The organism is Pedobacter sp. SG908, assembly GCF_011759615.1.
Lineage (GTDB): Bacteria > Bacteroidota > Bacteroidia > Sphingobacteriales > Sphingobacteriaceae > Pedobacter > Pedobacter riviphilus.
This window is the reverse complement of the sequence record NZ_JAAOYY010000001.1, coordinates 1,850,397-1,869,310: the sequence shown is the minus strand read 5'-3', so window position 1 is coordinate 1,869,310 and position 18,914 is coordinate 1,850,397. Positions and strand designations below refer to the sequence as shown.

The window sequence follows — 18,914 nt, the reverse complement described above, 5'->3', positions numbered from 1 at the left end:
CATAATAAGTTGTGAGATATAATTCAATTAAACTAAAACACCAATCTAAACGTTTTAACCCTACATCAACACTTTTTCTACCTGAATGAAAGTTTTTTGTTTTTACATCCTGATGCTCTGTGCGCAAATCAGCTCTGCGCAAAAAACATTTATATTTCCAAAAATTAAAACACAAGGATCTTCTGTTGAACAATTTACCCCCGCTAACTGGACGGTTATAGACCAGGTTTATGGCGACCTCAACAATGATGCTTCAGATGATTTAGCAGTAGTTTTTGAGTTTAACAGGTCTATTGATGAAACCCGTGTTTATGGAGACAATAATACAGATATCATTAAAGAAACCCAGAAACCAAGAATATTGGCTATATTTTTCAAAGATAAATCAACTGGGGCTTTTAGCTTATCAACCCAAAACAATGACTTCATTCTGCGTTCAGAAGAAGGTGGTAAATTGGGTGATCCCTTACAACAGATTGCGATTAAAGATCAGCAACTCTATCTCCGCTTTCAGGGCGGCTCGGAGTGGCGCTGGGAACTGGGCTATACTTTTAAATTCGAAAATAAAGACTGGTTTTTAACGAGTGCGATCAATCTTTATTTTAACCAAAATAGCGGCGATATGACCGAAAGGGTGTACGATTTCAAAACCCGTGAATTATTTACTACTGTTGGTAACCTGCACAGAAGGGATATTGCTAACCGAAAAACAAGTGAAGTTCTTTATTTTTCGCAGCTCAGAACATTTAAAACCTTTAAAAAGCCCTGGGCCTGGGAAATTATGCCAAATGTTTATCTGTAGTCGAACAAACCTATCAAATTTTCGAAAGCTGACAGGCTGTACTCTTTGCTTAGATGTTGATCAACATTTTTTTGAAATCGTGGGCTAGTACACTTCGGATAGTGTAGTCCTGCTATCGTTTCAAGTCCTCGTTCGTACCTCACTCCGGGCTTTCCACTTTATCAGGTTTATTTAACTTAGGCATGTGGTTCTTTTGCGAAATGTCCAACGCCTTAAAAGAACCTGTTTGGGATGTTTATTCATTAGATATTCTGCGCAATAACAAAACCACTCGCCCAGGCCCATTGAAAATTATAACCACCCAGCCAACCGGTAACATCCAAACATTCGCCACCAAAAAACAGGTTCGGGATTTTTTTACATTCCAGCGTTTTAGAGGAAATTTCGTTGGTGTCAATTCCACCCCGCATTACCTCGGCTTTATCATAACCTTTATCGCCTGCCGGCTTCACTTTAAAATGGTGGATCGTTTGTTCAATTAAATCAATTTCTGCTTTGGTCAATGCTGCAACAGGTTTATTTAAAGGTAAAAACTTACCTAAAGCATCTGTAAACTTTTTGGTGTAAAAACGATTCAACAAGGTTGATAATAAAGTTTTGCCGTTATTCTTTCTTTCGATATCTAATAACGAAACAATATCCTGATGTGGCAACAGATTGAGGTTAACAATCTCTCCTCTCCTCCAAAAAGAAGAAATCTGTAAAATGGCTGGCCCACTTAATCCCCAGTGGGTAAAAAGAATATTTTCCTCGAAAGAAATTTCATCATTGCTTACTTCGCAAAAAACGGAATTACCCGAAAGCTGCGCAAACCACTCTTCGTCTTTTCCGGTGATAGTTAATGGAACCAAGGCGGGTGCAGTTTCGATAATTTTTAAGTTTTGCTTCCTCGCAAAGCGTAAGGCAAAATCGGTAGCACCCATTTTTGGGATGGGTAAACCTCCAGTAGTAATTACCAGCTTCTCTGCAGTTAAAACTACGGTTTTACCGTTTTTCTCATAATTTACTTTAAAACCTTCAGGTAATATCTCAATATCCTTTACATCGGCATTACACCTAATTTCCTGTCCGAAATCTTCGCAGATGGATGTAAAAACCTCAACAACATCTTTTGCATTTTTATCATCAGGAAATAATTGACCTAAAGTTTTTTCTTTTCCAGTTATGCCATATGTTTCAAAAAAGCTAATGGTATCATCAACCGTCCACTGCGTAAAAGCCGATTTTATAAAATGTGGATTAGCAGATATAAACTGCTCAGCTGATGCGAATTGGTTCGTGTAATTGCAGCGCCCTCCTCCGGAAATTAAAATTTTGGCACCGGGTTTTTCGTTTTTCTCGAGCACAATTACTTTCTTACCCAGATAGCCTGCTTGCGCCGCACACATCAATCCGCAGGCACCTGCCCCAATAATTATTGCATCAGCATTCATCAATAAAATTTATTATGGTTACTTTTGCACAAAAGTAGCATTATTTTCAAGCGCATGGCAAAACAGATTAGCGAATTAAAATTAGGTATTTTAGGGGGCGGACAATTGGGCAGAATGCTCATTCAACAAGCAATCAATTATAATGTAACTACATTAGTTTTAGATCCAGATCCAGATGCTCCCTGCAAACACATTTCAAATTACTTCGAAAATGGCTCGATTACCGATTTTGATACCGTTTACAGCTTTGGAAAAAAAGCCGACATCATTACCATCGAAATTGAAAAAGTAAATATCGATGCGCTTGAACAGCTCGAAAAAGAAGGTAAAAAGGTATTTCCTCAATCGAGGGTAATCCGTTTAATCCAAGATAAAGGTGTACAAAAACAGTTTTTTAAAGAAAACGATATCCCAACCTCTCCTTTCCAGATTGTAAATACGAAGGAAGATATGGAGAACAGTAATATCCCTTTTCCGTATATTTTAAAACTGCGAAAAGACGGTTATGATGGCAAAGGTGTGATGAAAATCAACAGTGCTGCCGATCTGGATAAAGCTTTTGATTCGCCTTGTATTATCGAAAAACTGGTTGATTTTGAAAAAGAAGTTGCGGTAATTGTTGCCCGCAATGCCAATGGCGATATGAAAACCTTCCCAATGGTAGAAATGGAATTTAATCCGGAAGCCAATTTGGTTGAGTTTTTAATTTCTCCTTCAACTTTTGCTGAAAGTTTGCAACAAAAGGCAGAGAACATTGCCAAAAATATTGCTTCGGCAATGAATATCACCGGGATTTTAGCGGTTGAGATGTTTGTTTGTAAAGATGGAGAATTATTGGTTAATGAGGTTGCTCCTCGCCCACACAATAGTGGCCACCAAACTATCGAGGGCAATTATGTTTCTCAATTTGAACAGCATTTACGTTCTATTTATAATTTGCCGCTTGGCGATACTAGTAGCATTACCAATGCCATCATGATTAATTTACTCGGTGAAAAAGGTTTTGAAGGTGTGGCTAAATATGAAAACCTGGAAAAAATATTAGCTATCGATGGTGTTTATGTTCACTTATATGGTAAAAAATATACTAAACCTTTCCGCAAGATGGGCCACGTAACTATCGTTGATATCGACAGGGAAAAAGCGATTGAAAAAGCACGGTTTGTGCAAAAGACATTAAAGGTAATTGCTTAGGCCTAAGTCCCTCGAAATGGGCGCTAAAAGCAGGATAAAAATGTAAAGTTTTAAGAAATAAAATAAATATGAGTCAAGGAAATTCAAATTCGGCATTAGTTGGAATTATAATGGGTAGCAAATCAGATCTGCCTGTGATGCAAGATGCAGCTGATGTACTAAAAGAATTTGGAATAAACTATGAAATTACGGTTGTTTCTGCCCACAGAACACCAGAACGTATGTTCAATTACGCTAAAGAAGCGCAAGGCCGTGGTCTAAAGGTAATTATTGCCGGTGCAGGTGGTGCGGCCCATTTACCAGGAATGGTAGCTTCTATTACTACATTACCTGTTATCGGTGTTCCAGTTAAATCATCAAATTCTATTGATGGCTGGGATAGTATTTTATCGATCTTACAAATGCCAAATGGCATCCCGGTTGCCACAGTAGCTTTAAACGCTGCTAAAAATGCAGGTTTATTAGCCACTCAGATTTTAGCTACAGCTAATGAGTCTTTAACGGTTAAAATGCAGGCGTATAAAGATGAACTGAGAAGGAAAGTTGAAGAAAGTGCAGATAGTCTTTAGTACTAAGTCAGGAGTCTTTAGTGTTTTCAACTATAAAATAAACGGGCGATGTAAATAGATTTTACACCGCCCGTTTTTATTCAATGTCAATAATATCGCCTGGCTTGCAATCTAAAACTTTGCAAATCGCCTCCAGCGTATCAAACCTTACTCCTTTTGCCTTCCCTGTTTTCAATATGGAAAGGTTTACAATGGTAAGGCCTACTTTTTCTGAGAGTTCGGTTAGCGACATCTTTCGTTTGGCCAACATCACGTCTAAATTTATAATTATAGGCATAATTCAGCTTTATACAAATGATTCGTTTTCTTGTTTAATATCTACGCCCACTTTAAAAGCAAGGCCAAATGCCAATGTTATCAAGCCCATGACAGTTTCAGAAGCTATAATACCTTCTCCATTGCTTAAAGCATACTTAGAATCGTTTAAATGTAACTGATTTATGCAGGAAACAAATAACTCTTGAGAAAACCACCTTGCTATTGGCAAACATATTAACAATAAGCTTCCCCATATTATAATCGATGCATTTCTTATGGTAAATACTTTGTCCTTTGTTAACGATTGGAAAAACATTTTTATTAGAATTATGATAGCCCCAATAAGTAACCAATAAACAACAATTGAAAACTGAAACAAGAGAGCTGGTAATAAAAATAATTGATCATAACTCCTAAATCTCAAATGAACCAAAGCCCGATCGGTTTTTTGTACCACAACAGTATCATTAAACCAGGATTTCAAAGGGTCTTCAGCCTTATTTGTGAAATAATTGAGTTTTACATTGTATACTTCATAACTTTTAACTGCCTTACTAATTGCAGGCGAAGACGATGTAAAAAATTGTTGCAGTAAAAATATAAAATAAAAAACGAGCACGATGGTTGCCAGTCTATTTATATTTTTAATCACCTTACTTTCTGAGAGTTTCATAAACCGTAAATTTAATTATGAAACAAACATAGCGTAATATTTAAAATAAAACAATAAACATTTATCGTTTTATTTTAAATTAACTAATCTACTTAAAACTATTAACTGAAAACTGGCAGCTGTTAACTGATCAGTTCAAACTCGGATCAGCCGGAAAATTACTAATATGTGCATACTTCGGACCTAAGTTTACGATTACATCCCGCCAAAGTTTTTCATCGTCATTACTAAAAATCAGATCAGGGTTAAAGATATCGCTCACCATCCATGCATTCTGCTCTATTTCGCGATCGAGCTGTCCATGGTCCCAACCCGAGTAACCCATAAAAAATTTCACTTCGTCCTGGCTTATGGCATTTGTATTTAACAGGATTTTAAGTGTTTCGAAATTCCCACCCCAGTACAATCCATTCCCGATTGGCTCACCGCTCTGCAGTTTATCATAACTTCGATGAATGAAATGTAAGGTATCCGCTGCAACCGGTCCACCAAAATAAATGTAGTTTTTTGCATCCCACAAATCCTGGATCACATCATTTAGGATCAGGTTTCCCACTTGGTTAAGAATGTAACCCACGGTGCCATCTTCTCCATGTTCTGTTAACAACACCACAGATCTTTTAAAATTCGGATCGGCCATAAAAGGCTCCGAGATGAGCAAGCGGCCTGTTTTTGGTTTTATATTATTCAGCATGATGATAATCATTTGTTACACCGTAAAAGATGTCTATTTTTGTTAAATGCAAGTTACAAATGAATTTCTACAAAACCTGCGCCAAGATTACAAAAGCGCTTCGCTAGACGAATCTGACGTTGATCAAGATCCAATTATCCAATTTAAAAACTGGTTTCAACATGCGATTGATGCGCAGATATATGAACCCAATGTAATGACTTTGGCTACCGCTGATAAAGCCGGTAGACCTGATGCCCGTATCGTTTTACTTAAAGGCGTTGATACAGATGGATTTAGGTTCTTTACGAATTACTTAAGTGCCAAGGGAAAAGAGCTGAAACGAAACCCTTATGCAGCGTTAGTATTTTTCTGGCCAGAACTGGAAAGACAAGTGAGAATTGAAGGAACGGTAGAAAAACTGGACAAAGAAACTTCGGAAGAATATTTTAATACGAGACCTGTTGACAGTCAGATTGGCGCAGTAGCCTCACCACAGAGTCAGGTTATTCCAAACAGGGCATTTCTGGAAGAGAAAGTTGAAGAATTAAAAGCCAAAAGTGCCAATAAAGGCATAGCTAAACCTGCACACTGGGGTGGATATATTGTAAAACCTACGCGGATTGAATTTTGGCAAGGAAGAAGTAGCCGATTGCACGACAGGATAAATTTCGAAAAAGTTAAGGGAATCTGGACCAAAACCAGGCTGGCGCCATAAGGTGTTAATGCAAATAATAGAGTATCAGCTATAAAGCAAGATCTTTTTTTAACTTAATCATCTATTAGTAAATTCTCTTTTTTAATTTCTTAAACTTAAAAATGAAACAAATTGCAGTTATAGGATCTGGCACAATGGGAAATGGTATAGCCCATATCTTTGCACAATTCAATTATAGCGTTAATCTGATTGATATCAATCAACCTGCATTAGATAGGGCCATACAAACCATTACCAAAAATTTAGACAGACAGGTTGCGAAAGGAATCTTGACAGACGATCAGAAAGCGGCCACTCTTAACAACATTACCACATATACTTCAATAAAGGATGGTGTTCAAAGTTCCGATTTGATTGTAGAAGCCGCTATCGAAAATTTAGACTTAAAATTGAAGATTTTTAAGGATTTAGATGAGTATGCGCCTGCACATGCTATTCTCGCTTCTAATACCTCATCTATTTCGATTACGCAGATTGCTGCTGTAACCGGGAGAGGTGATAAGGTGATCGGGATGCACTTTATGAACCCCGTTCCGGTAATGAAGCTCGTTGAAGTAATCCGTGGTTATGCTACCAGTGATGAAACAACCAATACTATTATGTTACTCTCTCAAAGTTTGGAGAAAGTTCCTGTTGAGGTAAATGATTATCCGGGTTTTGTGGCTAACCGCATTTTAATGCCAATGATTAATGAAGCCATTTATACCCTGTATGAAGGCGTTGCAGGCGTTCACGAAATCGATACGGTAATGAAACTTGGAATGGCACACCCGATGGGTCCCTTGCAATTAGCCGATTTTATTGGCCTGGATGTCTGTTTGGCAATATTAAAAGTATTGAACGATGGTTTTGGAAATCCGAAATACGCCCCATGTCCATTATTGGTAAATATGGTGGCTGCAGGAAAAAAAGGTGCTAAAACTGGTGAAGGTTTTTATAAATATACTGCAGGATCAAAAGATCTCATCGTTTCGGATAAATTTAAAAAATCCTAATTTTTTTAGCATTTAATTTTATATTTGCTGTATGAATGAGCATCTGGACCCTGAAGCAAGTAACCTAAATCCTACCGATCGCGATATTGAAAGGGTTTTAAGGCCACAGGCTTTTGAAGATTTTACAGGACAGGAAAAAGTGATGGAAAACCTGAAGATTTTTGTTCAGGCAGCAAAACTCCGTGGCGAGGCTTTAGATCATGTTCTTTTACATGGCCCTCCTGGATTAGGCAAAACCACACTTTCTCATATTATTGCCAATGAAATGGCCACCGGTATTAAAGTAACCTCTGGTCCGGTATTAGATAAACCTGGCGATTTGGCTGGCTTATTAACTGGCTTGGATGAAGGCGATATTCTTTTTATTGATGAGATCCATCGTTTATCGCCCCTTGTAGAAGAATATTTATATTCTGCCATGGAGGATTTCAAAATCGATATTATGCTCGAAACCGGCCCCAATGCCCGTTCGGTACAGATATCGCTTAATCCTTTTACGCTGGTTGGCGCCACTACACGTTCCGGTTTGTTAACAGCACCTTTAAGAGCACGCTTCGGAATTAATGCCCGTTTGGCTTACTACGATGCTAAATTGCTCACTACAATTGTGCTACGCTCTTCTGATATACTAAAAACACCGATCAGTGATGAAGGTGCTTATGAAATTGCCCGCCGTAGCCGTGGCACGCCCCGTATCGCCAATGCACTTTTACGCAGAACAAGAGATTTCGCACAAATTAAAGGAAACGGAAATATCGATACCGAAATAGCCCGCTATGCTTTAAATGCACTCAACGTAGATGAACACGGCTTAGATGAAATGGACAACAGGATTCTGGTTACCATCATTGATAAATTTAAAGGTGGCCCGGTGGGTTTAAAAACCATAGCCACGGCTGTTGGAGAAGATGAAGGTACTATTGAAGAAGTTTATGAACCGTTTTTAATCCAGGAAGGTTATATTATGCGTACTTCAAGGGGTAGAGAAGTTACCGAAGCGGCTTACAAACACTTAAAGAAAAATTATCCTGGGCAAACCGGGAAGTTGTTTTAATATCTTTACACACACATTAAAACCCTGAAATAAATTACGGCGTAACTTTCCGCTGTGCTACAGGTCAGGGTTGGCATTACTCGGGTTACTATTGTATCAAATTAAACGTCGCATTCTCCTGAATTTGTTTCAGGATCTTCAAAGAAATATACAGTCTATCTGAACATTTAAGATCTTTCTGTGTTCATTAAATACAAATCAAACAGTATGAATATTGAATTACGTAAACTAACGCTCGAAGATTACGCAGATCTTAAAGAATCAATGCTACAGGCATACGATAGTATGGGCGGTTCCATCTGGCCAAAATCCAGTATTGCAAAACTATTGAATATTTTTCCAGAAGGACAGCTCTGTATCGCGGTTGATGATAAAGTTGTGGCTTGTTCGTTAGCCATTATTGTAGATTACGACGAGTATGGAGACCGGCATACCTATAAATTGATCACAGGAGATTATTCTTTTACAACACACGACCCAAATGGCGATACACTATACGGCATAGAAATTTTTGTTCACCCCGATTACCGAGGTTTACGCTTAGGAAGAAGGTTATACGAAGCCAGGAAAGAACTCTGCGAAAGCCTAAACCTAAAAAGTATTATTGCTGGTGGCAGAATTCCTGGTTACCATGAATATGCAGAGCAACTGAGTCCGAGGCAGTATATAGACAAGGTAAAAGCAAAAGAAATTTACGACCCTACCCTTACTTTTCAGATTTCGAATGATTTTCACGTCAGAAAAGTATTAAAGAATTATTTACCGGGTGATAAAGAATCGAAAGAATATGCCACCTTAATTGAGTGGAATAATATTTATTACCAGGGTATTGATGCTTCTGCACGTTCAGCGATGACCATCCGTTTAGGTTTAGTGCAATGGGAAATGCGTTTGTTCCCAAATATGGATGCATTTTACGAACAGGTAGAATTTTTTGTAGATGCTTTGAGCGGTTACAAATCAGATTTCGTGATGTTCCCTGAACTATTTAATACGCCTCTATTGCAGCCATACAATCACTTGCCAGAAATTGAGGCTATGCGCAAGCTTGCTGAAAAAACACAAGAGATTGTACAAAAAATGCACGAATATTCGTTGAGCTACAATACAAACATCATTACCGGCAGTATGCCACTCATTGAAGATGGTAAACTTTACAATGCCACTTACCTTTGCCACCGTACTGGCAAAATAGATGAGTATAGGAAAATCCACATTACCCCAAATGAACAAAAATATTACGGCATGATTGGTGGCGATAAAGTGCAGGTTTTCGATACCGATTGTGGTAAAGTAGGCATTTTGATTTGTTATGATGTAGAATTCCCTGAATTGAGCCGCATTTATGCTGAGCAAGGTATGCAGATCTTATTTGTACCATTTCTAACCGATACCCAAAACGGTTATACACGCGTTCGTCATTGCGCACAAGCTAGGGCCATAGAAAACGAATGTTATGTGGCTATTGCAGGCTGTGTGGGCAATTTACCTAAAGTAAATAATATGGATATCCAGTTTGCGCAATCGGCGGTTTTTACACCTTCTGACTTCGCATTCCCAACCAATGCCATAAAAGCTGAGGCTACGCCAAATACGGAGATGGTTTTAGTGGTAGATGTTGATCTACATTTATTAGACGAGCTGCATCATTATGGAACAGTAAAGGTGCTAAAAGACAGGCGGAAAGACCTTTACCAGGTTAAACTTTTAAAATAAACACCTATAAAAAATGCCGGTACGTATTAATATACCGGCATTTCATTTTAATCTAAAGCTAATTATTTTCTCATCACAAACCATATAATCAGGCCAATAATTATAGCTAGGGGTAGTACCCATTTCAAAGCTTGCCCCCCTCCGTTTTCGTCTTTTTCTGTTACCGCTGGTTTTGCCGGTCCTGGATCTGCTTTATGACTTTCGTAATCTTTTTCAATCGGTTTCGGAGCTGCTCCTGATTCCGTATGTTGTGGATCTATATTTTCCATAGCTAATACTCTCCCTTCTGGTGTTACTTCAATAATAAAGGATGAACCCTAATTAATTTAGTTTTATATTTAGAACAAGTGATTAATGAAAATGTTTTAAATCTTAAGCCTTATCTTTGCAAATCGGTGTACAATAATGAAGCAAAATATAGTCAGCTGATCAAAGGTGAAGCCATGCGTTTGGGTTTCATGGCATGTGGTATTTCAAAAGCTGAATTTCTTGAAGAGGAAGCGCCCAGACTGGAAAATTGGCTCAACCAGAACCGTCATGGCGAAATGAAATACATGGAAAATTATTTTGATAAACGCCTTGATCCCAGATTACTGGTTGATGGTGCTAAATCGGTAATCTCTTTGTCGCTAAATTATTATACAGAAGAAAAACAATCAGACCCCAATGCGCCAAAAATTTCTAAGTACGCTTACGGACAGGATTATCACACCGTAATTAAAGAGAAACTAAAGGAACTCACTCATTTTATAGAAGAAAACATCGGAGAAGTTTCTGGAAGGGCATTTGTAGATTCTGCCCCTGTTTTAGACCGTGCCTGGGCGAAAAAATCAGGAATTGGCTGGATCGGTAAAAATTCCAACCTGATCAGTAAAACCGATGGCTCCTTTTTCTTTCTTGCAGAATTGATTGTCGATCTGGAGCTGGATTACGATCATCCTTACCAGGCCGATTATTGCGGTAGCTGCACCCGCTGTTTAGATGCCTGTCCTACTGATGCCATTATAGCACCACAGGTAGTAGATGGAACGAAATGTATTTCTTATCTCACTATCGAGCTCAAAAACGAAATCCCAAATGAGTTTAAAAATAAAATGAGCAATTGGATGTTTGGCTGTGATATCTGCCAGGATGTTTGCCCTTGGAACCGTTTCTCTAAAGCCCACAATGAGGAAGCTTTTAAGCCAGAGAATGGATTGCTGGATTTGAATGCAAAAGACTTGACCGAAATTACGGATGATGTTTTTAAAAAGGTTTTTAAGGGCTCGGCAGTTAAGCGCACTAAATTTACGGGATTGAAAAGAAATATCGATTTTTTGAAGCCTGAATAAATGTATTTATAGGCTCATGAATTAATACGGGCGTCTTGCTGAATTTATTTCAGTATCCATCATCAAGAATTAAGTTAAATAGATCCTGAAACAAGTTCAGGATGACGATTGCTATAAAATTCACCTATTTAAGCAAAAAAACTTGGCTTCCTTGAGACTCGGCTAATTCACAGAAAAACTATTATCACTTTTAACCTTATCTGGTGTATGTGGGTTACCCATCACTACTTTAGATAACTTTTTAGTAGTTGTTACATTTATTTTAACCTGCTTATCTCCTTTTTCCCAAATGCCGATTGTACTGTGGTTCTTTTCAACAGAATCATCATCATAAGTTAATGTTAAATCAATTGGCATAGCTTTAACACTTTTATTCTCAATAACAATTGTGTATCCTCCTGAAGTTTTATCCACAGCCTTTATGGCCATGTCGGTAACACCATCATCAAAAAACCAGGCTTTCCAAAACCAGTTTAAATTTTTACCACTACCCTCATTCATACTATTGAAGAAATCGTAGGGCATTGGGTGTTTACCATTCCAGTTTTGAATATAGGTGTGTAGAGCTTTTGTAAACAATTCATCTCCCAAATAATCTTTTACGTACAAATAAGCTAAACCAGGTTTAGGATAAGAGTTAGTAAAAGAGCCTGAACCTTTTAAATCGGGTGTTAAAGTCATAATAGGAGTATCGTCTTTCCCACCGGAAGATGAAGCTGTAGGCTGAACACCATATTCATTTACAATGGTAGAATCAATCATTGGCGATATTAGCCACTCACCAATAGTTGCCCAACCTTCGTCCATCCAGCCATATTTGGTTTCGTTTATTCCCATGTAAAATGGGAACATCGTATGGAAAATTTCATGATCCGTTAAGGTAATGGCATCAGTCCTATTGTCCACAGGATTGTCGTTTACCATCATTGGATATTCCATCTGGTCTAAACCATCAAATATCGTTTCATGGTTATAAGGGAAAGGCCATTTGGGAAAAGTATAACTCATCGCTTCTACCGTTTTACGCGCAAAATCTATTACTTCATAATAATCTTTATGTTTTGGGTTAAAAACGGCATCCACACGGGTTCTTCTTTTCGTTTTAGGATCAACCACCAAACTACTCGATTTCCATAAATAATGATCACTCAACGCAAATACAAAATCGGTTACATTTTTCGCTTCGAATTTAAAAGTGTTATAGGCGTTAGGTTGCGTTACTTTTTTATCAGTCAAATCTTTAGCCGTAATCACATCAGTTATAGCATCGTTTTTTTCTGCAGATAACATTCTGGAAACAATATCTTTTTGGAAAACTTCGGAAGCGTTTTTCAGATCACCCGTTGCCCAAACACCATAAGCACCTGGCACCGTAATCGAAACATTAAACTGATCAAAGTCATTATAAAACTCCTCAGCACCAGTGTATGGATATTTATTCCAGCCATCCACATCATCATAAACCGCAATTCGCGGAAAAAAATAAGCCACAAAATATGAACCTTCATCTACCTGACCAGTACGTACATGCGATCCTTTATTTAAAGTGTAGCTATAATTGATAGAAAAACTAATGGTTTTGCCCGGCGCAACTGCAGGGACATTAACGGTCATATTTGTTCCGTCAATTTTAAAATCGGCGATTGATTTTCCATTCGCTACCATTTTTTCTATTGCAACTCCATCACCAAGATCAGACTCTGCCAATTTTGATTTTCTTGGTGTCCCCTTTTTATACAGATTTGGATAAAGCTTAAACCATATTTCCTTCAAAGTATCAGGACTGTTATTGGTGTAAGTTACCTGAACCTTACCTTTTAACAGCCTGCTGGTAGGATTAAAATCTACATTCAAATCATATTTGGAAGTATTTTGCCAATAATTCTTTCCGGGTTTCCCATTTGTATTTCTCGTTTCCTTTTGATAGGTTTTCTGAAATACTGGTTCTAACGGCAAAATAGTTTGTGCGTTTACATAAATTGAAGCGCACAATAAAAGGCAAAATATTTTTATAGATTTCATAACGTATTTTTTTAACCTTTCTTCAAAAAACCACAACCAAGTGTATTTGAAACTGTGTAAGCAGCTCCAATAATCTTCTCAGTTATAGATATAGAATTAAGTTCTTCCAATTACTTAACTATCTGTGTTTATCCTTTTTATCTGTGGTTAAGTTGCATCTACTTACCAAACTTCATTTTCAATTGCTCCAACATCTCTGTATTGATGGGCTGTGCAGGTTTTTCTGGCTTCGGCTGAGGCTTCTGTTGATATTGAGGTTTACTTGCTGGCGTATTATTATGCTGAGGACGTGGTGCCCTGTTCTCATTTTTCTTAGCATTGAACTTTGCCCACTCCTCGTCTAATTTCTTCTTCGTGTACAATGGGAAATCGCCATTTTTCATCCAGGCATAATAGCTAGGCTCTACCGAAAATACCTGATCAGTGGTTTTACCTTTGTGTTTACCAAAGTTAAAACATACCTCACCGTTATCATTGTAAACCAAACGACCAGCAAAATCTACAGGTTTATTAATGTTGGTAAAGATATGCAGTGCATCCACATCATTTACAACAGGAATGCTTTTTACACCCTGTTTATTCTCAAACTCGGTTTCTTTGTACATTTCCAACTGACCAAGTAAAACCTTGTAAGTAGCAATTACATCTGCCTCTGCAGCGTGTGCATTAATTAAATCTTCCTGACAATAGAATTTATACGCCGCTTTTAAGGTACGTTGCTCCATTTGGTGGAATATATTCTGTACATCAACAAATTTGCGGTTGTTCATGTCGAAATCAACTTCTGCCCTTAAAAATTCTTCCAAAAGCATTGGGATATCAAATTTGTTTGAATTGTATCCTGCCAGATCGCTTTCACCAATAAATTCAGCAATTTCTGCCGCTAAAGTTTTAAAGGTTGGCGCATTAGCAATGTCTTCGTCGTAAATACCGTGTATTAACGAGGTTTGCAAAGGAATCGGCATTTCTGGATTTACGCGCCAAGTTTTAACAAGTTCAGAACCATCTGGCATAGCCTTTAAAATCGCTATTTCAACGATCCTGTCAGCTCCAACATTAACTCCAGTAGCTTCTAAATCAAAAAATGCTAAAGGGCGCTTTAAATTTAATTTCATTTCTTATGATGTGAGATTGGCGACATTAGATTTGAATCGGAATGTCAAATTCTTTTTTTCAAAAGTGCTAAAAAGGTTTCATTAGTTCTGTAAAACAGCTTTATTAATTTATAAATTTAATTGTCAAATTATTTTAAAATGTTAGTTTGTAGGATTAAATTGCAACAATTTACATACGCTCAAATGAATAAAACGTTAGCCATATTATCCCTTCTATTTTTATCATTAACTACTCATGCTCAAGACTTTAAATTTGGTGCAATTACCTATGACGATTACCAATTCGACAGAAAAAAATTAGACAGTAATGCTAATGCCATTGTTTTAAAAGAATTTGGTACAGCATCTATTCAACGAGATGATAATACAGGTAGTTTAGAACTGATTTTTGAGCATCATGTAAAAATCAAAATCTATAATAAAGAAGGCTTTAAGGAAGCGAATATTATTATTCCAACCTATAAAGACGAATCTCGGGAAGAAACAATCGATGATTTAAAAGCTTCTACTTTTAATTATATCAACAATAATTTTGTAGAAACAGTTATGGATAAAAAAGCAATTTTCACCGAAAACCGGTCAAAATATACCAGACTGACCAAATTTACGCTTCCAAATCTCAAAGAAGGCGCTGTAATAGAATATAGTTATAGGTTAAAATCGCCCAACTTATTTAATTTCAAAACGTGGGAATTTCAAAGTAACATTCCAAAAGTGATTAGTGAATATTTAGTTTATATTCCGGGCATTTACAATTATAATGTTTCGTTACGTGGCTTTCAAAAGCTTACCGACCAAAAAGTAGAACTGAGTAAAGAATGTTTAAGGCTTTCGGGTGTAGCTATCGATTGCTCCAAAATCAACTACATGATGAAAGATATTCCGGCATTTATTGAGGAAGATAACATGACTGCACCCAGTAACTTCAAATCGGCCATCTATTTTGAACTTTCTGATGTTCAGAATTTAAATGGTGCTAAAACATCTTATACCAAAACCTGGAAAGATATTGATTATGAGCTGTCGTCTTATAAAACATTGGGCGATCAGATGAAAAGGAAAGATGTTTTTAAAGACTTCATTCCGGAAATTACAAAAGGAAGCACAACAGATTTAGACAAAGCAAGATCTATTTATAATTACATCAAAAAACAGATCAAATGGAATAATTATTACGGAAAATATTCAGAAGACAACATTAAAAAGGCACTAGAAAATAGATCTGGTAATGTGGCCGATGTTAACCTAAGCTTAATTGCAGCGCTTTCTGCAGCTGGTTTAGATGCAGAGGCTGTTATACTCTCTACCCGCGATAATGGCACTGTAAATAAGCTCTACCCGGTAATGAGTGATTTTAATTACTTGATTGCCAAAGTAAATATTGCCGATAAAAGTTATTTATTGGATGCTACAGAACCACTTCTACCCTTCGGATTGTTACCGTTACGCTGTATTAACGACCAAGGAAGGGTAATCAATTTAAAAAAACCATCTTACTGGATCGATTTAAAAGCCAGCCAAAAAAATACGACCAGTTATATCCTGACCGGAAAAATGACCACTGATGGAAAAATTATCGGTACTTTAACTACCAATACCATGGGTTATGCAGCATACGGTAAACGCAAAGAAATCCTTCGATACAATTCTCCGGATGAGTATGTAGAGAAACTCGATGAGCGCTTAACAAGGATTAAGATATTGGATCATCAAATTTCAAATTTGGATAGTATAGAAAATTCTTTAATAGAAAAATACGAGGTAGAGTTTACAATAAACGATGACACCAATAAAGATCAGTTTTATTTTAGTCCGTTTTTTATTAATAACATTTCGAAAAACCCATTTAATTTAAACGAGCGTACCTACCCTGTTGATTTAGGTGCAGCGTCCGACGAGCGTATCATCATCAATGTACTTTTACCCGAAAAATACCAATTGCTGGAAAAACCGAAAGATATGGCCATTGCTTTACCTAATGCCGGTGGAAAGTACCTGTTGCAAACTAATTTAGATGAAAATACCATTTCAATGAGTCAGATTTTACAATTTAATAATGCTATTTATCCGCCAGAAGAATATCTTTATTTAAAGGAATTCTATAGTAAGATCATCCAGAACCAAAAGACAGAGTTTTTATTAAAAAAGGCGAATTAAATGAGACGCTTATTCACCGTCGTTTCCTGGTTTTTAGTTTCAGTTTCTGCCTTTGCGCAAACCAACTATGATGTCGATTTAATTTCAGCTAACCTGCGCAACCGGGCCAATGCATGTATCCGTAATGAGGAAACAACCATTGATATGCGCTCCCCTGACAATGTGATGCTCAATGTAAAAAAGGCCATTACAGTTTTTAATCAGAATGGAGAAGATGAGGCTCGTTTGGTAATCTACTACGATAAAAACATTTCAATTAAAAGCATAAAGGGAGAAGTTTACAATAGTGTAGGCAAACTGATCAATAAATTCTCTCAAAATGATTTTGCCGATGTGAGCGCTGCCGATGGATTTTCGCTTTTTGTTGATAGCCGCGTAAAACATTATCTACCCTCGGTAAACCAGTATCCTTACACCTTGGTTTATAATTACGAAATCAGAAATAAACAAAACCTGATCATCCCCGATTGGAACCCGAAACCAGCAGATGATGTCTCGGTGGAAAAAAGTACTTATACCTTTATTTGTAAACCTACCGATCAGGTGAGGATAAAAAGCCAGAATTACAAGGGCGCTCCTGAAGTACTAACTGATGAAAAGCAGAAAAAAACCATATGGAAAGTCGACAATATTTTAGCGGTTAGAACTGAGCCTTACAGCCCTGCACACCAAACTTATGCCACTAACATCCAGATAGCTCCCCAGGAGTTTTATTATTACAACCATAAAGGTAATTATACCAATTGGCAAGAATTGGGCAAATGGATATACGACGATTTGTTAGCAGAACGTAAAGCCTTGCCAACCAGCACTATTGAAATGGTTAAAGATCTTGTAAAAAATGAAAAAACAGATAAGGAGAAAGCCAGAAAAATCTATCAGTACCTACAGGATAAAACACGGTATATTAGCGTCCAGATCGGTATTGGTGGTTTTCAGCCCATTGCAGCAAGCGAAGTAGACCGATTGGGCTATGGCGACTGTAAAGCCTTGGTAAACTATATGCAAAGCCTGCTCAGTGCAGCAAATATAGATTCTTATTACTGTGTAGTATCAGCTGGTTCTGAAAAGAAAAGTATGGATCCAAAATACGCCAGTATGGTGCAAGGCAATCATATTATCCTGTGTATGCCATTAAAGGGTGATACAACCTGGTTAGAATGCACCAGCCAAAAAATCCCATTTGGTTTTTTAAGCGATTTTACTGATGATAGACTGGTTCTGGCCTGCACTGCCGATGGCGGAAAACTATTGCATACACCAAAACTAACAACTGCTGAGAACCTGCAGATACGTAAGGCCAATTTAACTCTTCAGTTAGACGGCAGTGTATCCGGAAAAATGAATACCGTTTATGCTGGTTCACAATATGAAAATCAGGAATTCTTGATTGGTAAATCAATAACCGAGCAGCATAAATTATTAAAAGAAACATATAATATCGATAATATCAATTTTGAAGCGGTTTCCTTCGCACAAAAAAAAGACATTAATCCTAAATTAATCGAAGATATAACTGTAAACATCAGAAATTATGCACCAGTTAACGGGAATAAGATGTTTTTACAGCTCAATGCTTTTAACGTAAAACGATCAATCCCCGAAATAAAAAACAGAACACTACCAGTTTACATTAACCGTGGTTATACCGATGAAGATACAATTATTTATACCCTTCCAGATAATGTAAATTCAGAATTAATTATCGGGCAAAATAAAACTTTTAAAAGTGTATTTGGTGAGTACACTTGTAAAGCAAGTTTAGAAGGGAACAAATTAACCTATCACCGAAAATTTGTTTTAAATGACGGTACGTTCCCAGCAGAACAATACTCCGAATTTTCGAAATTTATAAACGATGTAAACTCAGCAGATTATCTAAAATTAGCCCTTAGCTTAAAAAAATAATCCCGAGGCCAATGCCGATAATCATGATCAGGTACATCAAAATTTCTGTTGAGGCAAATTTCTTATATTTGGTCCAGAAAGAATAATCATTTTCGTCGTTTGGCATTTTATCTAATTTTTGTGACAAAAATAGGCAAATAGATTTAAAGAAAAATCGATAATTTGTGATCGCAAAATTAAAATCAATATGGCTGATTATATTTAAGAGGCTTGTTGCATTCATAAACCTATTGCAAAATAATTAAGTTGCCTCTTTTAATTCTCAAAGGCTATATTATTCTGTTTTAAGTCACGGG

Annotated in this window: 18 protein-coding genes; 10 read left to right on the top strand and 8 right to left on the bottom strand. The window is 37.1% G+C overall.

What is annotated here, in order from left to right:
- Window positions 1–85 precede the first annotated feature (85 nt).
- On the top strand, window positions 86–802 hold the full coding sequence (locus tag FHT21_RS07640) for a hypothetical protein (protein ID WP_167294111.1): 717 nt from the start codon (window positions 86–88) through the stop codon (window positions 800–802).
- A 242-nt stretch (window positions 803–1,044) separates the two neighbouring features.
- Here the strand turns inward: FHT21_RS07640 and FHT21_RS07635 are convergent, their stop codons facing one another.
- Window positions 1,045–2,235 (bottom strand): NAD(P)/FAD-dependent oxidoreductase, encoded by a 1,191-nt coding sequence (locus FHT21_RS07635; RefSeq protein ID WP_167294110.1) that lies wholly within the window; start codon window positions 2,233–2,235, stop codon window positions 1,045–1,047.
- Window positions 2,236–2,289: 54 nt separating this feature from the next.
- On the opposite strand from FHT21_RS07635, the gene FHT21_RS07630 reads away from it, so the two are divergent.
- Both FHT21_RS07630 and purE read left to right on the top strand, forming a co-directional pair.
- Window positions 2,290–3,429 (top strand): 5-(carboxyamino)imidazole ribonucleotide synthase, encoded by a 1,140-nt coding sequence (locus FHT21_RS07630; protein WP_167294109.1) that lies wholly within the window; start codon window positions 2,290–2,292, stop codon window positions 3,427–3,429.
- 68 nt (window positions 3,430–3,497) lie between these two features.
- The gene (gene purE / locus FHT21_RS07625) at window positions 3,498–3,998 is read left to right on the top strand and encodes a 5-(carboxyamino)imidazole ribonucleotide mutase (RefSeq protein ID WP_167294108.1); all 501 of its coding nucleotides are present in this window, start codon (window positions 3,498–3,500) and stop codon (window positions 3,996–3,998) included.
- A gap of 76 nt (window positions 3,999–4,074) precedes the next feature.
- On the opposite strand, the gene FHT21_RS07620 is transcribed toward purE, so the two are convergent.
- From FHT21_RS07620 to FHT21_RS07610, 3 genes are all read right to left on the bottom strand, one after another.
- Window positions 4,075–4,275 carry a helix-turn-helix transcriptional regulator gene (locus FHT21_RS07620; protein ID WP_167294107.1) on the bottom strand — a complete coding sequence of 67 codons (201 nt, stop codon included), beginning with the start codon at window positions 4,273–4,275 and terminating at the stop codon, window positions 4,075–4,077.
- 9 nt (window positions 4,276–4,284) lie between these two features.
- Window positions 4,285–4,929, bottom strand: a complete 645-nt coding sequence (locus FHT21_RS07615; protein ID WP_167294106.1) for a DUF2975 domain-containing protein — start codon at window positions 4,927–4,929, stop codon at window positions 4,285–4,287.
- Window positions 4,930–5,059: 130 nt separating this feature from the next.
- Window positions 5,060–5,623 carry a YqgE/AlgH family protein gene (locus FHT21_RS07610; protein ID WP_167294105.1) on the bottom strand — a complete coding sequence of 188 codons (564 nt, stop codon included), beginning with the start codon at window positions 5,621–5,623 and terminating at the stop codon, window positions 5,060–5,062.
- A 46-nt stretch (window positions 5,624–5,669) separates the two neighbouring features.
- Between FHT21_RS07610 and pdxH the strand changes: the two genes are divergently transcribed.
- From pdxH to FHT21_RS07590, 4 genes are all read left to right on the top strand, one after another.
- The gene (pdxH, locus tag FHT21_RS07605) at window positions 5,670–6,320 is read left to right on the top strand and encodes a pyridoxamine 5'-phosphate oxidase (protein ID WP_167294104.1); all 651 of its coding nucleotides are present in this window, start codon (window positions 5,670–5,672) and stop codon (window positions 6,318–6,320) included.
- A gap of 101 nt (window positions 6,321–6,421) precedes the next feature.
- Window positions 6,422–7,315 (top strand): 3-hydroxybutyryl-CoA dehydrogenase, encoded by an 894-nt coding sequence (locus tag FHT21_RS07600; RefSeq protein WP_167294103.1) that lies wholly within the window; start codon window positions 6,422–6,424, stop codon window positions 7,313–7,315.
- A gap of 31 nt (window positions 7,316–7,346) precedes the next feature.
- Window positions 7,347–8,369 carry a Holliday junction branch migration DNA helicase RuvB gene (ruvB, locus tag FHT21_RS07595; RefSeq protein WP_167294102.1) on the top strand — a complete coding sequence of 341 codons (1,023 nt, stop codon included), beginning with the start codon at window positions 7,347–7,349 and terminating at the stop codon, window positions 8,367–8,369.
- A gap of 207 nt (window positions 8,370–8,576) precedes the next feature.
- Window positions 8,577–10,085: a bifunctional GNAT family N-acetyltransferase/carbon-nitrogen hydrolase family protein gene (locus FHT21_RS07590; RefSeq protein ID WP_167294101.1), complete on the top strand. Its 1,509-nt coding sequence runs from the start codon at window positions 8,577–8,579 to the stop codon at window positions 10,083–10,085.
- Window positions 10,086–10,147: 62 nt separating this feature from the next.
- Here FHT21_RS07590 and FHT21_RS07585 read toward each other — a convergent pair whose 3' ends face one another.
- Window positions 10,148–10,354, bottom strand: a complete 207-nt coding sequence (locus FHT21_RS07585; RefSeq protein WP_167294100.1) for a hypothetical protein — start codon at window positions 10,352–10,354, stop codon at window positions 10,148–10,150.
- 126 nt (window positions 10,355–10,480) lie between these two features.
- Between FHT21_RS07585 and queG the strand changes: the two genes are divergently transcribed.
- Window positions 10,481–11,416 (top strand): tRNA epoxyqueuosine(34) reductase QueG, encoded by a 936-nt coding sequence (queG, locus tag FHT21_RS07580; RefSeq protein ID WP_167295514.1) that lies wholly within the window; start codon window positions 10,481–10,483, stop codon window positions 11,414–11,416.
- A gap of 162 nt (window positions 11,417–11,578) precedes the next feature.
- Here the strand turns inward: queG and FHT21_RS07575 are convergent, their stop codons facing one another.
- A complete protein-coding gene (locus FHT21_RS07575) occupies window positions 11,579–13,438 on the bottom strand; it encodes a M1 family metallopeptidase (RefSeq protein WP_167294099.1) in 1,860 nt (619 codons plus the stop codon).
- Between the two features lie 158 nt (window positions 13,439–13,596).
- Complete coding sequence (locus FHT21_RS07570; protein WP_167294098.1) at window positions 13,597–14,553, bottom strand: exonuclease domain-containing protein; 957 nt, start codon at window positions 14,551–14,553, stop codon at window positions 13,597–13,599.
- A 183-nt stretch (window positions 14,554–14,736) separates the two neighbouring features.
- Between FHT21_RS07570 and FHT21_RS07565 the strand changes: the two genes are divergently transcribed.
- Window positions 14,737–16,710 (top strand): DUF3857 domain-containing protein, encoded by a 1,974-nt coding sequence (locus FHT21_RS07565; protein WP_167294097.1) that lies wholly within the window; start codon window positions 14,737–14,739, stop codon window positions 16,708–16,710.
- On the top strand, window positions 16,711–18,618 hold the full coding sequence (locus tag FHT21_RS07560; RefSeq protein WP_167294096.1) for a DUF3857 domain-containing transglutaminase family protein: 1,908 nt from the start codon (window positions 16,711–16,713) through the stop codon (window positions 18,616–18,618).
- On the opposite strand, the gene FHT21_RS25035 is transcribed toward FHT21_RS07560, so the two are convergent.
- A complete protein-coding gene (locus FHT21_RS25035) occupies window positions 18,602–18,724 on the bottom strand; it encodes a hypothetical protein (RefSeq protein ID WP_255524603.1) in 123 nt (40 codons plus the stop codon). The two genes, FHT21_RS07560 and FHT21_RS25035, sit on opposite strands and share 17 nt — an antisense overlap.
- Between the last annotated feature and the right edge of the window lie 190 nt (window positions 18,725–18,914).

Coding starts and splice junctions, on each gene's coding strand:
- FHT21_RS07640 (WP_167294111.1), top strand. CDS start 86: ATGAAAGTTTTTTGTTTTTACATCCTGATGCTCTGTGCGCAAATCAGC.
- FHT21_RS07635 (WP_167294110.1), bottom strand. CDS start 2,235: ATGAATGCTGATGCAATAATTATTGGGGCAGGTGCCTGCGGATTGATG.
- FHT21_RS07630 (WP_167294109.1), top strand. CDS start 2,290: ATGGCAAAACAGATTAGCGAATTAAAATTAGGTATTTTAGGGGGCGGA.
- purE (WP_167294108.1), top strand. CDS start 3,498: ATGAGTCAAGGAAATTCAAATTCGGCATTAGTTGGAATTATAATGGGT.
- FHT21_RS07620 (WP_167294107.1), bottom strand. CDS start 4,275: ATGCCTATAATTATAAATTTAGACGTGATGTTGGCCAAACGAAAGATG.
- FHT21_RS07615 (WP_167294106.1), bottom strand. CDS start 4,929: ATGAAACTCTCAGAAAGTAAGGTGATTAAAAATATAAATAGACTGGCA.
- FHT21_RS07610 (WP_167294105.1), bottom strand. CDS start 5,623: ATGCTGAATAATATAAAACCAAAAACAGGCCGCTTGCTCATCTCGGAG.
- pdxH (WP_167294104.1), top strand. CDS start 5,670: ATGCAAGTTACAAATGAATTTCTACAAAACCTGCGCCAAGATTACAAA.
- FHT21_RS07600 (WP_167294103.1), top strand. CDS start 6,422: ATGAAACAAATTGCAGTTATAGGATCTGGCACAATGGGAAATGGTATA.
- ruvB (WP_167294102.1), top strand. CDS start 7,347: ATGAATGAGCATCTGGACCCTGAAGCAAGTAACCTAAATCCTACCGAT.
- FHT21_RS07590 (WP_167294101.1), top strand. CDS start 8,577: ATGAATATTGAATTACGTAAACTAACGCTCGAAGATTACGCAGATCTT.
- FHT21_RS07585 (WP_167294100.1), bottom strand. CDS start 10,354: ATGGAAAATATAGATCCACAACATACGGAATCAGGAGCAGCTCCGAAA.
- FHT21_RS07575 (WP_167294099.1), bottom strand. CDS start 13,438: ATGAAATCTATAAAAATATTTTGCCTTTTATTGTGCGCTTCAATTTAT.
- FHT21_RS07570 (WP_167294098.1), bottom strand. CDS start 14,553: ATGAAATTAAATTTAAAGCGCCCTTTAGCATTTTTTGATTTAGAAGCT.
- FHT21_RS07565 (WP_167294097.1), top strand. CDS start 14,737: ATGAATAAAACGTTAGCCATATTATCCCTTCTATTTTTATCATTAACT.
- FHT21_RS07560 (WP_167294096.1), top strand. CDS start 16,711: ATGAGACGCTTATTCACCGTCGTTTCCTGGTTTTTAGTTTCAGTTTCT.
- FHT21_RS25035 (WP_255524603.1), bottom strand. CDS start 18,724: ATGCCAAACGACGAAAATGATTATTCTTTCTGGACCAAATATAAGAAA.